At 45.4% G+C, this 14,019-nt stretch carries 10 protein-coding genes and 1 pseudogene; all 11 read left to right on the top strand.

Annotation, left to right across the window (positions count from 1 at the left end; genetic code table 11):
- Window positions 1-41: 41 nt before the first annotated feature.
- Window positions 42-1,274: pseudogene (locus ETR37_RS04645) on the top strand (ATP-binding cassette domain-containing protein); the annotation flags it as partial.
- Between the two features lies 1 nt (window position 1,275).
- Complete coding sequence (gene mmsB / locus ETR37_RS04640) at window positions 1,276-2,499, top strand: multiple monosaccharide ABC transporter permease (protein ID WP_129446971.1); 1,224 nt, start codon at window positions 1,276-1,278, stop codon at window positions 2,497-2,499.
- Window positions 2,500-2,800: 301 nt separating this feature from the next.
- Window positions 2,801-3,895 (top strand): GntR family transcriptional regulator, encoded by a 1,095-nt coding sequence (locus ETR37_RS04635; RefSeq protein ID WP_129446970.1) that lies wholly within the window; start codon window positions 2,801-2,803, stop codon window positions 3,893-3,895.
- 95 nt (window positions 3,896-3,990) lie between these two features.
- Window positions 3,991-4,677, top strand: a complete 687-nt coding sequence (araD, locus tag ETR37_RS04630; protein WP_129446969.1) for an L-ribulose-5-phosphate 4-epimerase — start codon at window positions 3,991-3,993, stop codon at window positions 4,675-4,677.
- A gap of 16 nt (window positions 4,678-4,693) precedes the next feature.
- Complete coding sequence (locus tag ETR37_RS04625; protein ID WP_129446968.1) at window positions 4,694-6,388, top strand: ribulokinase; 1,695 nt, start codon at window positions 4,694-4,696, stop codon at window positions 6,386-6,388.
- Between the two features lie 16 nt (window positions 6,389-6,404).
- Complete coding sequence (gene araA / locus ETR37_RS04620) at window positions 6,405-7,895, top strand: L-arabinose isomerase (protein WP_129446967.1); 1,491 nt, start codon at window positions 6,405-6,407, stop codon at window positions 7,893-7,895.
- A 112-nt stretch (window positions 7,896-8,007) separates the two neighbouring features.
- A complete protein-coding gene (locus ETR37_RS04615) occupies window positions 8,008-9,309 on the top strand; it encodes a glycoside hydrolase family 27 protein (RefSeq protein WP_129446966.1) in 1,302 nt (433 codons plus the stop codon).
- A 127-nt stretch (window positions 9,310-9,436) separates the two neighbouring features.
- Window positions 9,437-10,384 carry an arabinan endo-1,5-alpha-L-arabinosidase gene (locus tag ETR37_RS04610; protein ID WP_129446965.1) on the top strand — a complete coding sequence of 316 codons (948 nt, stop codon included), beginning with the start codon at window positions 9,437-9,439 and terminating at the stop codon, window positions 10,382-10,384.
- 330 nt (window positions 10,385-10,714) lie between these two features.
- The gene (locus ETR37_RS04605; protein WP_100663879.1) at window positions 10,715-12,076 is read left to right on the top strand and encodes an ABC transporter substrate-binding protein; all 1,362 of its coding nucleotides are present in this window, start codon (window positions 10,715-10,717) and stop codon (window positions 12,074-12,076) included.
- Between the two features lie 110 nt (window positions 12,077-12,186).
- Window positions 12,187-13,089, top strand: a complete 903-nt coding sequence (locus tag ETR37_RS04600) for a carbohydrate ABC transporter permease (protein WP_240673875.1) — start codon at window positions 12,187-12,189, stop codon at window positions 13,087-13,089.
- A gap of 26 nt (window positions 13,090-13,115) precedes the next feature.
- Entirely contained in the window at window positions 13,116-13,997 is an 882-nt protein-coding gene (locus tag ETR37_RS04595) for a carbohydrate ABC transporter permease (protein WP_013523906.1), read from the top strand.
- Window positions 13,998-14,019 lie beyond the last annotated feature (22 nt).

Here is a 14,019-nt window from a genome sequence, read left to right as displayed (position 1 = left end):
AAAATCCTTTGTTTTGACCTTGTTAGGGTGCGAAATGTGAGTTTTTAGGGAATGAACGGGCGAAAAGCGGCATCATTAACTGGAATGAAACGATCGCTCAAACAAAAAAGCTGTTGCAGAAAGTCGGATTAGAGGAGTCGCCGCATACACTGGTCGGCCAACTTGGCGTCGGCAAGCAGCAACTTGTAGAAATTGCGAAGGCGTTGGCTAAAGATGTGAAATTGCTTATTTTGGATGAGCCGACCGCAGCGTTGAATGAGGATGACAGCGAAAATTTGCTGAATTTGCTTTTGGAATTGAAAAAACAGGGGTTATCGGCCATTATTATTTCCCATAAATTAAATGAAATTACGAAAGTCGCTGATTCGATCACGATTTTACGGGATGGAAAAACCATTGAAACGTTGGATATGAAACATGATGAGGTGACCGAAGACCGGATTATCCGTGGAATGGTCGGACGCGATTTAACGAATCGCTATCCTTCAAGAACACCAAAGATAGGCGAAATCATATTCGAGGTCAGGAATTGGACAGTATATCACCCTATTTATTCCGAACGCAAAGTGCTTGATAATATCAATCTAGCGATTCGCAGTGGAGAAATTGTCGGGATCGCAGGCCTCATGGGGGCGGGACGAACCGAATTGGCCATGAGCATCTTTGGTCGGTCATACGGAAAGAAAATTAGCGGAGAGATATGGAAAAACGGAGTCAAAATCGATGTCAGCGATGTCAGCAAGGCCATTGCCAACGGGATTGCCTATGTAACAGAAGATCGAAAAGGAAATGGCCTCATCCTAATGGAAGACATTCGGAAAAATATTACACTTTCCCGCTTAGGGAAAATCTCAAATCATTTTGTGGTCGATGAAAATCAAGAAATTGTTGAATCGGAGCGATTCCGTGACCAATTCAAAATTAAAACGCCAAGCGTATTTCAAAAAGTAGAAGCTCTTAGTGGCGGGAATCAGCAAAAAGTGGTGTTAAGCAAATGGATTTTTGCTGAGCCAGATATTTTGATTCTCGACGAACCAACACGGGGGATTGACGTCGGCGCGAAATATGAAATTTACACGATCATTCAGCAGCTAGCCGATGCAGGGAAAGGTATTTTAATGATTTCGTCCGAACTCCCAGAAATTCTTGGCATGTGCGATCGAATTTATGTCATGAGTGAAGGAAGAATTACAGGAGAGGTGCCGAGAGAGGAAGCAACGCAAGAAAAATTGATGAGACTCATGACCAAAACATCGATTCAGGAGGGAGCGTAAGATGGAAGCACCAATGCAAAAAGCAATGCGCCATTCCTCAGACCCATCTGTAGAAAGTCAACAGTTATCGTTAAGGCAGATGATGAAAAACAATATAAGAAGCTATAGTATGGTCATTGCTCTTGTTCTGATCATGCTCTTGTTTCAAGTGTTGACAGGAGGCATTTTGTTAAGGCCGCTAAATATTACGAACTTGATTTTGCAAAACAGCTATATTTTAGTGTTGGCTGTTGGCATGATGCTTGTTATTATCACTGGACATATTGATTTGTCCGTCGGATCGGTGGCAGCTTTTGTCGGGGCATTGGCTGGCATTCTGATGGTTCAGCACCATGCATCAGTATGGTTGACGGTGCTCATTTGTTTATTGCTCGGTGCCTTGATTGGCGCATGGCAAGGATTTTGGGTAGCGTACGTAAAAATTCCATCATTCATTGTTACATTAGCAGGGATGTTGCTGTTCCGAGGATTAACGATGGTCATTTTGGAAGGACAGTCGATCGCCCCGTTTCCGAAAACATTCCAAAATATGAGTTCTGGGTTTCTCCCTGACATATTTCATGGAGGAGAGATCCATCTGTTCACCATTGTGATCGGCTTCGCCGCTTCTCTCTTATTTGTTGTACTGGAATGGAGGAAACGAAACAGCCAGAAAAAATATGGGTTTGCGGTCACCCCTGCGGCGATGTTTGCCTTGAAGCTGGCTGTGATTGCCGCTGTAATCATGATTTTCACTTATATTTTAGCGACATACGAAGGAATTCCGACGATTCTAGTGATTTTGGCTGCGTTGATCATGGCTTATTCCTTTGTGGCGAATCGGACGGTCGTCGGCCGCCATATTTATGCGATTGGTGGTAATGAGAAGGCTGCGCAATTGTCCGGGATTAAAACGAAACGTGTCACGTTTTGGGTGTTTGTCAACATGGGTGTGCTGGCTGCTTTGTCCGGATTGATTTTTGCCGCTCGCCTCAATGCGGCGACGCCGAAAGCGGGGAACTTGTTTGAGCTCGATGCCATTGCGGCGTGCTTTATTGGAGGCGCATCCGCTTATGGAGGAATCGGCACGATTAGCGGAGCGATTATTGGCGGTCTAGTCATGGGTGTCATGAACAACGGGATGTCCTTGTTGGGGCTCGGGATTGACTGGCAACAGGCCATTAAAGGGCTTGTATTGCTTATTGCTGTCGCTTTTGATATTTACAACAAAAACAAAGCTGCTTAATGCAAAAGTGAAGAGCCAAGCGCATTGCTTGGCTTTTTTGTCAAATGGTCAAAAAATGGACACAGGGCTTTTATGCTCGAAAAGAGTTCGATCGGTTCATATGATCCATATGACGAGTCGCATTTCAAGTGGTTTTGGGGTTGAAGCGTTTTCTCCCATTGTTCTCTTTCGCTCGAAAAAGGGCGTGTACAGATGCCTCATATATTTTCCGCCGTCTGCTCTTAGCGCAATGATACGGACAAATAAAAACTGTTATAATAAAATTAATTTGTATCTCATTATTTTATCGTTGAGGTGGACTATGAAGGAGAAAACGCTGCCGAAATATCTGCAATTAAAACAAGAAATTTTATCTTGGATCATTTCCGGACAAATGAAGCCGGATGAGAAAATTCCGACCGAGCATGAGATCGCCAACCAGTTTCAACTAAGCCGACATACCGTTCGGCAAGCGCTCGGGGAACTCGAGAAGGAAGGATGGCTGTACAAAATCCAAGGGAGCGGCACATTTGTGTCCCGACCGAAGCCGAAAGAACAGGTGGATACGAAAACGATCGGAATCGTAACGACCTATATTTCCGATTATATTTTTCCCCATATCGTCCGAGGAGCGGAGGAGACGCTACGGGAAAAAGGATACCGTCTTTTGCTTGCCAGCACGAATAACGATAAACAGAGAGAGAAAGAGCAGCTTGAGGAGATGATCCGGGAGCCGTTGAGCGGACTGATCATCGAGCCGACTAAAAGCGCACAAGGGAATCCGAACCTTGGCTATTACTTGTCGCTCAACAACCTTCACATCCCGTACGTTATGATTAACGCCCGTTATTTGGAAGTGAGCTGTCCATGCGTGAAAATGGACGATGAGCAGGGAGGATTTTTATTGACCGATCATCTCATTCGTTTAGGGCATCGCCGAATTGCCGGTTTCTTTAAAACTGACGATTTGCAAGGGGTGGATCGTTTGCGCGGCTTTATTCGCGCCCATCAGCAACACGAGGTGCCTGTGGCCACGGAGTATCTTCTTTCCTACGCAACAGAGGAGAAATGGACAAAGCCGTCTGAGATGGCGCGAGAGTTTTTGCAACGGCCGAAAGAGGAGCGCCCGACAGCCTTTGTGTGCTACAACGATGAGCTGGCGATTTTGCTTCTTGAAGTTATTCGCCAACAAGGGTTATCGGTTCCCGATGACATTTCGATTGTTGGGTTTGATGATTCGACGTTTGCGACAGCGACGGAGGTGAAATTGACGACGATTCGCCATCCGAAAACAGAAATGGGCGTTCAAGCGGCTGAGATGCTCATTCAAATGATCGAACAACGATCAGTCGATAAAATGGGCGATATCATTTATCGGCCAGAGCTAATTGTCCGTAACTCAACAAAGGAAATTTAAAAAATGTACGAGGCATCAAAAAAAGTTATAGAAAAATTGTACGTACAATAATATAATGGAGGTGAGGAGTTTTTTTATAGAGGGAGTGGAGGCTGATGCTTGAGGAATTGAAACGAGCCGTATTAGAGGCCAACCTGCAGCTCCCGCAATACCGCCTCGTGACGTTTACGTGGGGAAATGTGAGCGGGATTGATCGGGAGCGCGGGTTGGTTGTCATTAAGCCAAGCGGGGTGGCGTATGACAAGTTGACCATTGATGATATGGTGGTCGTGGATTTAACTGGAAATGTGGTGGAAGGGGACTTAAAACCGTCGTCGGACACCCCTACCCATCTTTGGTTGTATAAGCAATTTCCGGGGATCGGAGGAATTGTTCATACCCATTCGACTTGGGCGACTGTTTGGGCGCAGGCCGGAAAAGGAATTCCGGCATTAGGAACGACACACGCAGACTATTTCTATGGGGAAATTCCGTGCACCCGTCCAATGACCAATGAAGAAATTCAAGGAGCCTATGAACTAGAGACTGGAAAGGTCATTACGGAAACGTTCCGCTTTCTCGACCCGTTGCAAATGCCAGGTGTTTTGGTGCACGGCCATGGCCCGTTTGCTTGGGGGAAAGATCCAGCGAACGCGGTTCATAATGCCGTTGTCTTGGAAGAAGTGGCGAAAATGGCGGCAAGAACATTCATGCTCAATCCAGATGCACAGCCGATCAGCCAAACGCTGCTTGATCGCCACTATTTGCGCAAGCATGGCGCAAACGCTTACTATGGGCAGTAAAGGGAGGGAGACCGAGATGGGGAAAAAGTATGTCATTGGCATTGACTATGGCACCGAATCGGGACGAGCCGTTCTTGTTGATCTAGAAGGAAACGAAATTGCGGACCATGTCACTCCGTACCCCCACGGAGTTATTGATGAAGTATTGCCAGAATCGAACGTACAACTCGAGCCAGACTGGGCGCTGCAACACCCGGCTGATTATATTGAAGTATTGGCGACCGCTGTCCCGACGGTATTGCAAAAGTCAGGGGTCAACCCAGCCGATGTGATCGGGGTCGGCATTGATTTTACTTCATGCACGATGCTGCCGGTCGATGCTTCTGGCGAGCCGCTTTGTCTAAAGCCAGAATTCAGGAACCGTCCGCACAGTTGGGTGAAATTGTGGAAGCACCATGCCGCTCAAGATGAGGCGAACTTGCTCAATGAAATTGCGGCCAAACGAGGCGAAGCATTTTTGCCGAGATACGGCGGAAAAATTTCATCCGAATGGATGATTGCGAAAATTTGGCAGATTCTAAACGAAGATCCGGAGATTTACGAACAAACTGATCTTTTCCTCGAGGCGACTGATTGGGTCATTTTCAAAATGACCGGCAATATCGTCCGGAATAGCTGTGCGGCGGGCTATAAGTCCATTTGGCATAAACAGGACGGCTATCCAAGCAAGGAGTTTTTTCGGTCGCTTGATCCGCGGCTGGAACACTTAACAGAAACGAAACTGCGCGGCCCGATCGTTCCGCTTGGTACGAGAGCAGGCGTGCTGACGAACGAAATGGCCGCTATGATGGGCCTCCTTCCGGGAACAGCTGTCGCCGTCGGAAATGTCGATGCCCATGCGGCCGTACCAGGCGTCGGAGTCGTCGAGCCAGGCAAACTGGTGATGGCGATGGGAACCTCGATTTGCCATATGCTGCTGGGCACAGAAGAAAAATACGTCGAAGGCATGTGCGGCGTTGTGGAAGACGGCATCATTCCCGGATATTTCGGTTACGAAGCCGGCCAGTCGGCGGTGGGGGACATTTTTGCTTGGTATGTCGAACAAGGCGTTCCGGCTTATGTGAAAGAAGCGGCAGAAAAAGAAGGAGTCAGCGTTCATGAGTGGCTGGAAAAACGAGCTGCTGCCTACCGACCGGGAGAAACTGGTTTGCTTGCGTTGGACTGGTGGAACGGCAACCGCTCCGTGTTGGTCGATACCGATTTAACAGGGCTCATCATTGGCTATACGTTGCTAACGAAACCAGAAGAGATTTACCGTGCGCTGCTTGAAGCGACGGCATTTGGCACGCGCAAAATTATTGATGCGTTTGTTGAAAACGGTGTCAACGTTGACGAGTTGTACGCATGCGGCGGATTGCCGCAAAAAAATAAGCTGCTCATGCAAATTTATGCCGATGTGACCAACCGCGAGATCAAAATCGCGGCGTCGAAGCAAACCCCGGCAGTGGGGGCTGCCATGTTCGCGGCGGTCGCGGCCGGCAAAGAGAACGGCGGTTATGAATCAATCGTTGAGGCGGCGCGAAACATGGGAAAAGTGCGTGAAGAGACGTTCAAACCGATTCCGGAGAATGTCGCGATGTACGAGCAGTTGTACCAAGAATATACGAAGTTGCATGACTACTTCGGCCGTGGGGAAAACGATGTCATGAAACGGCTTAAACATTGGAAAGAAACCGCACGAGCGGCGAAAGAATCTGTGACTTTATCGTGAACAGGGAGGAGCAATGATGCTGTCATTACGTCCTTATGAATTTTGGTTTGTGACAGGAAGTCAGCACTTGTACGGAGAAGAAGCGTTAAAACAAGTCGAAGAACATTCAAGAATCATGGTCAATGAATGGAATCGCGATTCGGTGTTTCCGTTCCCACTTGTTTTCAAATCAGTTGTCACAACGCCAGAGGAAATCCGGCGCGTTTGCCTTGAGGCGAATGCGAGCGAACAATGCGCCGGAGTCATTACCTGGATGCATACGTTCTCGCCAGCGAAGATGTGGATTGGCGGCCTTTTGGAGTTGCGAAAACCGTTATTGCATCTTCACACTCAATTTAACCGTGATATTCCGTGGGACAACATTGATATGGACTTCATGAACTTAAACCAATCCGCCCACGGCGACCGGGAATACGGATTTATTGGCGCGAGAATGGGAGTCGCCCGGAAAGTGGTCGTCGGCCATTGGGAAGATCCAGGCGTCCGCGAGCGGCTGGCGAAATGGATGCGAACAGCTGTCGCCTTTGCGGAAAGCCGCCATCTCAAAGTTGCTCGTTTCGGCGACAACATGCGTGAAGTGGCAGTGACCGAAGGGGACAAAGTCGGAGCGCAAATCCAATTCGGTTGGTCGGTCAACGGCTATGGCATCGGGGATTTAGTCCAATCCATCCGCGATGTTTCCGAACAAAAAGTGAATGAGTTGCTCGATGAATACGAGGAGCTGTATGACATTGTGCCCGCCGGCCGTCAAGATGGACCGGTTCGCGAATCAATCCGCGAACAGGCTCGGATTGAGCTTGGCTTAAAAGCCTTTTTGCAAGATGGCAACTTCACCGCCTTTACGACGACGTTCGAGGATTTGCATGGCATGAAGCAACTCCCAGGACTCGCCGTTCAGCGGCTCATGGCGGAAGGCTACGGCTTTGGCGGCGAAGGCGACTGGAAAACAGCCGCACTCGTCCGGTTGATGAAAGTCATGGCCGACGGCAAAGGGACGTCGTTCATGGAAGATTACACGTATCACTTCGAGCCGGGTAACGAAATGATTCTTGGCGCGCATATGCTCGAAGTATGCCCGACCATCGCGGCAACCCGGCCGAGAATCGAAGTGCACCCGCTTTCGATCGGCGGAAAAGAAGACCCGGCCCGTTTGGTGTTTGATGGCGGCGAGGGCGCAGCCGTCAATGCCTCGTTGATCGATTTAGGGCATCGGTTCCGCCTGATCGTCAATGAAGTCGATGCGGTGAAACCAGAACACGACATGCCGAAATTGCCGGTTGCCCGCATTTTATGGAAACCGCGCCCGTCGCTCCGCGATTCGGCCGAAGCATGGATTTTAGCCGGCGGCGCGCATCATACGTGCTTCTCGTTTGCGGTTACAACGGAACAGTTGCAAGACTTTGCGGAAATGGCAAGGATTGAATGTGTCGTGATCAATGAACAGACATCCGTCTCGTCGTTCAAAAACGAGCTGAGGTGGAATGAGGTGGTTTGGAGGGGACGGTAAGATTTCATGTGCAGATCCGTAATATGACGTGGCATCGGGGACATGGGCTGACTTGAGGGGAGGGCTCATGTCCTCTTATTCTAATAAGGATGTGCAGAGAGGAGATGCAAGTATGCATCACTATCAGTGGGCAAAAACCCCACCAATGGGATGGAATAGCTGGGATTGTTATGGGGCATCAGTTACGGAAGATGAAGTAAAAGGAAATGCGGAATATATGGCAAAATACTTAAAACCATTTGGATGGGAATATGTTGTGGTCGATATTCAGTGGTATGAACCCGGCGCCAATTCGTCAATTTACCGTCCGTTTGTCCCATTAGAGATGGATGAATATTCACGTTTGATGCCGGCGGTAAATCGGTTTCCATCGGCCAAGGGAGGAAAGGGATTTAAACCGCTGGCCGATTACATCCACAGTCTTGGACTAAAGTTTGGTATTCATATTATGCGGGGAATTCCACGTCAAGCTGTTCATCAAAATACACCAATTTTGGGTACGAATGTAGGCGCGCGCGATATTGCGGATACGAACTCAATTTGCCCTTGGAACACTGATATGTATGGAGTAGACCATCGAAAAGAAGGGGCGCAGGCTTATTACGATTCCTTATTTCAGCTTTATGCGCAATGGGGAGTCGATTTTGTAAAAGTCGATGACATTGCTGCATCAAAACTTTATGGTACCCATACGGAAGAAATCAAAATGATTCGTAAGGCAATTGATCGCTGCGGACGCCCTATGGTTCTTAGCCTGTCACCTGGGCCAGCTCCGCTTGATCATGCTACGTTGTTTGTGGAAAATGCTAATATGTGGCGAATGACTGATGATTTCTGGGATCGATGGGAATTGCTTTATGATATGTTTGAGCAATGTTATAAATGGTGTAAACTTGTTGGTCTAGGGCATTGGCCAGATGCGGATATGCTGCCATTAGGTCATATTGGCATTCGTTCGGTAGATGGCGGTGGTACCGACCGTATGACCCGATTTACCAAAGATGAACAGCGTACGATGATGACGTTATGGATAATTTTTCGATCTCCGCTGATGTTTGGCGGTGAATTAAGAGATAATGATGAGTGGACGCTTTCTCTTTTAACAAATGAAGAAGTATTACACGTTCATCAAAATGGCTACGGAGCACGGCAAGTATATCGGGAGAATGATCATGTCGTTTGGACTTCACAGGATGCTGAAGGAAATCAATTTGTCGCCATGTTTAACATTAGTGAAAAACGATCAGTTGTTTCTGTTTCTTTAAAAGATCTAGGATGTATGGAACCTATGAAGGCTAGGGATTTGTGGGCCAAAGAGGATCTAGGATTAGTTAAACATCAACTGGCATTTGAATTAGGTCCCCATCAGTCGATATTGGTGAAATTATCCCCAGCTGTAGGGAAAGGGTTATAGACTTTGTTTTTTTGATTCTTAAAGAATTGAGAAACTATGGCATGTTCCATCTCAGCAATGGTTTTGGGCTTAAAACAATATGTTATAAAGTTCTGAAAATAATCCAAATTAAAAGGAGACTAAGCAAATGGTTCATTTTCACCCCTTTGGCAATGTTAACTTTTACGAAATGGATTGGAGTCTTAAGGGAGATTTATGGGCTCATGATCCAGTCATCGCAAAAGAGGGAAGTCGATGGTATGTTTTTCACACCGGAAGCGGCATTCAAATCAAAACATCTGAAGATGGGGTTCATTGGGAGAATATGGGCTGGGTATTTCCATCGTTGCCGGATTGGTACAAGCAGTATGTTCCAGAAAAAGACGAAGATCATTTATGGGCGCCCGATATATGTTTTTATAACGGAATTTACTATCTGTATTATTCAGTCTCTACCTTTGGAAAAAACACATCGGTGATTGGATTGGCGACCAATCAGACCCTTGACCCGCGAGATCCTGACTATGAATGGAAAGACATGGGTCCCGTTATTCATTCAACGGCTTCCGATAACTATAATGCGATAGATCCGAATGTAGTTTTTGATCAGGAAGGGCAACCTTGGTTAAGTTTCGGTTCTTTTTGGTCGGGAATTCAGTTGATTCAGCTTGACACTGAAACAATGAAACCTGCCGCGCAGGCCGAGTTGCTGACGATTGCCAGCAGGGGTGAGGAGCCTAATGCGATCGAAGCCCCTTTTATCGTGTGCCGGAACGGATATTATTATTTGTTTGTATCATTTGATTTTTGCTGCCGCGGTATTGAAAGCACGTATAAAATCGCCGTTGGTAGGTCAAAGGACATTACAGGGCCATACGTAGACAAAAATGGTGTATCGATGATGCAGGGAGGCGGCACGATTCTTGACGAAGGGAACGACCGTTGGATAGGACCAGGGCATTGCGCCGTTTATTTCTCGGGGGTTTCCGCCATTCTTGTAAACCATGCGTACGACGCTCTCAAAAACGGAGAGCCAACGTTGCAAATCCGGCCTTTGTATTGGGATGATGAAGGGTGGCCGTATTTGTCAGTTTGAAGGCAGAGAAAACATATGAGAGAGGATTTGCTTCCATTCAAAAAAACAACCGGTATTTAAAGGGATTTATGAAAGAATACATTTTATAAACGGATGGGATCAAAGAATGTAATAATATGTACGAACAAATTAAGTAAAATAAGTTGAAAATTTAAAAAAATCATTGACATGTACGAACAATTAGATTAATATGTAAATTGAATAAAGAATACGCTTACATATTTAGGAGGGGGGCTCATTATTTTAAGAAATATGAAGGTGTTTTGTTCGTACATTTGGATTGGCGTGAAGTATGGTTGCAAATGAGTATGTCGAAGGGGGATTTGGATGATGAGGACGAAAAAAATGAAAACGCTTTTTCTTGCTCTAGCGTTTGCCGTGATTTCTGCTTTAGTAGGGTGTTCGGACAAAAACGCATCTGTCGGCAATGGCAATGGGGAAAAAATAGAACTGACGTTTATGTTTAGGGGACAGCCCCAAGAGCAAACAGCTTATAAGAACGTAGTGAAAAAATTCGAAGAAAAACATCCGAATGTAAAAGTAAATATTGTTGTTACGTCGCCAGATCAATATGCTACGAAACTACGGGCTGCGATCGCGGGAAGAAAAATACCTGATGTGTTTTATTTCAACCCCGGAGAACTTCGCGCTTATGTGAATTCCAATGTACTATTAGACATCACAAAATATGTAGAAAACTCAAAAGGTGTTAATCTCCAAGATATTTGGGAAAAAGGGGTAAATAAATATCGATTTGATGGAGAAAAGGTCGGTCAGGGAAATCTTTATGGGCTGCCGAAAGATTTAGGACCGTTTGCACTCGGGTACAATAAAACGATGTTTGAAAAAGCAGGGATTCCTCTTCCAGATAAAGATAAACCATATACATGGCAAGAATTTATTGATGTTTGTAAGAAACTAACCAAAGACACGAATGGCGATGGGAAGCTCGACCAATGGGGAACAGGTTTAAATGCCACATGGACGTTGCAAGCGTTTGTTTGGAGCAATGGTGCCGATTGGATTGATGAAAGCAAAACGAAAGTTACCGTTGACGATCCGAAATTTATCGAAGCCCTCCAATTCTTTGCTGACATGCAGAATAAATATAAGGTCACCCCATCGATTGCGGAGGCGCAGACATTGGATACGTATCAACGCTGGTTGAGAGGGCAACTTGGCTTTTTCCCTGTAGGTCCTTGGGATTTAGCTGCTTTTGACCAACAAATCAAATTTGAGTATGATTTGATTCCATGGCCTGCAGGTTCGACTGGCAAACCGGCTACTTGGGTTGGGTCGCTTGGAATCGGGGTGTCAAGCATGACCAAGCATCCAAAAGAGGCAGTAGAGTTAGCATTATATTTGTCCGCTGATCCAGAGGGACAGAAAGCGCTTGTTGACCAGCGTGTACAGTTGCCGAACTCTGTGAAAGTAGCTGAAGAGTGGGCAAAAGATCCTTCCATTAAGCCGGCAAACAAGCAGGAATTTTTGGATATCATTAATGATTATGGGCATTCATTTCCGACAGAATATACGTACAACGGTGAATGGTACGACGAGTTTTATCGCAATCTGCAACCAGTTTTAGATGGAAAAATGTCCGCTGAAGAGTACGTAAAGAAAGCAAAGCCGAAAATGCAAAAGCTGTTGGATCAGGCAATCGAACAAGAAAAACAAGCAAGCAAAAAATGACAATTGTTCAAGAGAAAACAGGTGAATACCGGTGTTGTGCCAATAACACCGGTATTTGTTTATTAGCCTGCGGATGAAATACTCTTATGATATTGAAGGAGGGGAGAGGCGTGAAGCGGAGAAGAAGCCATCAATCGTCCTTGTATCGAAAGGAAAAAATTTATGCATACTTGTTTATTTCCGCTCCGGTGATAGGATTCCTTGTTTTTACTTTTGTTCCATCTATCTACTCTTTATATGGGGCATTTACCGATTGGAACGGGCTTGGGCAAATGAATTTTATAGGGCTGGACAATTTTAAAGCCTTGTTTAAAGATGAATATTTTTACAAAGCTATGTATAACACGATTTTTATGATGATTGGCATCCCTATCGGTGTGGTGCTGTCTCTTCTGCTGGCCTTGGCACTGAATAGAGGGGTTCCTGGAACCAATGTCTTTCGCGTGATTTATTATATTCCTGTTATTTCTTCAATTGCTGCGATATCCATATTGTGGCAATGGGCGTATAATGGGGATTATGGATTAGTTAATCAGTTTTTAGGTTTTTTTGGCATCAAAGGGCCTAACTGGCTTCAGAATGTTCACACTGTCAAACCTGCGTTAATTATTATGGCCGTTTGGAAAGGATTAGGGTATACTATGTTGCTTTATTTGGCTGCTTTGCAAAGCGTGCCAAAAACGTTTTATGAAGCGGCAAAGCTGGATGGGGCTAACGCGTTGCAATCTTTTTGGTATATTACGCTGCCGATGGTGAAGCCCGTAACCTTCTTTATTATTGTCACCTCAGTAATTGGTGGGGCGCAAATTTTTACGGAAATTGACGTGATGACGCCAAACGGAGGGCCGGAGTTTAGCTCGGCCTCGATTGTTTGGTATATTTGGCAAAAAGCGTTTGGGAATTTCCAATTAGGATATGCATCCGCTATGGCTGTAATCCTCGGAATCTTTATATTTATCGTCACGTATATTCAATTCCGGTTGAATGAGCGGTCAAGATTTGATATGGATTAATGCATTTTCTTATTAGGAGGATCGTTATGGAAGCAGTTGTGCAAAAAAATGCGAAACTTAACGTAAATACGGTGGCGAAAAAAAACCGCATCATCAACTTAGTGCTTTTCTTCCTTTTATCTGTGGGAGCCGTTTTTATGATCGCGCCCTTGCTCTGGATGGTATCGACGTCCTTGAAAGATAAGCAGGATGTATTTTCTTTGCCGCCAAAGTGGATTCCGGAAACGATACATTTTGAAAAATATATCGAGATATGGGAAAAAGGTCCTTTGCTTTCGGGGATGATCAATAGCTTGATTGTCGCTGTCACGGTAACGGTAGTCGGAACATTTACTTCCAGTTTAGCGGCATTTGCATTTGCCAAGTTGCGATTCCCTGGAAGAAATAAAATTTTTCTTTTATTGTTGACTTCAATGATGATTCCTTATCCAGTGGTTATGATTCCGCAGTTTATCATGTTTTCTAGCCTTGAGTGGACGGATACGCTATTGCCATTAATTGTTCCAGGATTGTTTGGAAATATTATGATGATTTTTTTTCTCAGACAATATTTAAGCAGCATACCTGATTCCATTATTGAAGCGGCAAAAATTGATGGATGTTCATATTTCCAAATTTATTATAAAATTGTTCTCCCTTTAATTCGGCCGGCTGTTGCTGCACAATTGATTTTATGGTTTATGGGGATATGGAATGACTATTTAGCGCCTATTATTTATCTGAATTCTCCGGAAAAGCAAACATTGCAATTGGTGATTGCTAGCTTTAACGCCAATTTTGCAATTCAAAGTGACTATCCGTTAATTATGGCGGCTTCCGTAGTCGCTCTGTTGCCTATGATTATTGTGTTTGTCATCTTCCAAAAACAAATTATTGAATCGATTGCTATTTCAGGGATTAAAGGATAGAGGTTTAGCATGAAAAAGAGGT

This window comes from Geobacillus sp. PK12 (assembly GCF_004123125.1).
Lineage (GTDB): Bacteria > Bacillota > Bacilli > Bacillales > Anoxybacillaceae > Geobacillus > Geobacillus zalihae.
This window is presented reverse-complemented; position numbering and strand designations above follow the sequence as displayed.

What these genes read in the sequence shown, in the direction of transcription:
- mmsB (WP_129446971.1), top strand. Translation starts at nt 1,276, where the DNA reads ATGGAAGCACCAATGCAAAAAGCAATGCGCCATTCCTCAGACCCATCT.
- ETR37_RS04635 (WP_129446970.1), top strand. Translation starts at nt 2,801, where the DNA reads ATGAAGGAGAAAACGCTGCCGAAATATCTGCAATTAAAACAAGAAATT.
- araD (WP_129446969.1), top strand. Translation starts at nt 3,991, where the DNA reads ATGCTTGAGGAATTGAAACGAGCCGTATTAGAGGCCAACCTGCAGCTC.
- ETR37_RS04625 (WP_129446968.1), top strand. Translation starts at nt 4,694, where the DNA reads ATGGGGAAAAAGTATGTCATTGGCATTGACTATGGCACCGAATCGGGA.
- araA (WP_129446967.1), top strand. Translation starts at nt 6,405, where the DNA reads ATGCTGTCATTACGTCCTTATGAATTTTGGTTTGTGACAGGAAGTCAG.
- ETR37_RS04615 (WP_129446966.1), top strand. Translation starts at nt 8,008, where the DNA reads ATGCATCACTATCAGTGGGCAAAAACCCCACCAATGGGATGGAATAGC.
- ETR37_RS04610 (WP_129446965.1), top strand. Translation starts at nt 9,437, where the DNA reads ATGGTTCATTTTCACCCCTTTGGCAATGTTAACTTTTACGAAATGGAT.
- ETR37_RS04605 (WP_100663879.1), top strand. Translation starts at nt 10,715, where the DNA reads ATGAGGACGAAAAAAATGAAAACGCTTTTTCTTGCTCTAGCGTTTGCC.
- ETR37_RS04595 (WP_013523906.1), top strand. Translation starts at nt 13,116, where the DNA reads ATGGAAGCAGTTGTGCAAAAAAATGCGAAACTTAACGTAAATACGGTG.